We start from the raw sequence: 573 nt of genomic DNA, 5'->3' as shown, positions 1-573 counted from the left end.
AGGCCGAGCGCGCTTTTAAAATTGCGCCGTAGAGAAGGCCTTTTACGAGATACAGGAGTGTCTTATGTGGGGTTTATTATTATCTGGAATTTGGACAGCTGTTGGTTGGATTTTTAGAGCTATCGTTTTCAAAGGTGTTTTTTATATCGCTATTTTTTATTTTGTTTCTGAAGCAATGGCTTATTTTACTCAGATTGTAATCGTCGATCTTATGGGGTTTTCAGATGCTGTTACTTCTTTAGGAAATGGCGCTGGATGGTTCATTAAGCTTTTTCGTCTTGATGTTGGTTTGCCAGCAATAATTGCTGCTTACGTTTTGCGATTTTCTATTCGTCGCTTGCCTATTATCGGGTGATGTATGGCCGTTTCTCTTTACACAGGTGTTCCGGGTTCCGGTAAATCGTATGAAGTTGTTGCTTTTGTAATTTTACCCGCAATTGCTAAGGGTCGCCGTGTGGTGACAAATATTGCTGGTTTTGATGAAGATACAGCAAGAGATTATGCTCTGAGAAAACTGGGAGCCGTTCCAAGCTCATTAGGTTCTGTTCATTTAGTCGATGATGAAGAAATTAC

Annotated in this window: 2 protein-coding genes; both read left to right on the top strand. The window is 40.3% G+C overall.

The features are described from left to right. Positions 1-64: 64 nt before the first annotated feature. Entirely contained in the window at positions 65-355 is a 291-nt protein-coding gene (locus tag HBA93_RS18055; RefSeq protein ID WP_221724214.1) for a hypothetical protein, read from the top strand. A gap of 3 nt (positions 356-358) precedes the next feature. Then, the coding region (locus HBA93_RS18050; RefSeq protein WP_221724213.1) for a zonular occludens toxin domain-containing protein at positions 359-573 on the top strand (215 nt) is incomplete at its 3' end.

The organism is Ochrobactrum sp. SFR4, from assembly GCF_019730395.1.
Classification (GTDB): domain Bacteria; phylum Pseudomonadota; class Alphaproteobacteria; order Rhizobiales; family Rhizobiaceae; genus Pseudochrobactrum.
This window is presented reverse-complemented; position numbering and strand designations above follow the sequence as displayed.

Excerpts from the sequence above, each read along its gene's own strand:
- HBA93_RS18055 (WP_221724214.1), top strand. The coding sequence starts at position 65 with ATGTGGGGTTTATTATTATCTGGAATTTGGACAGCTGTTGGTTGGATT.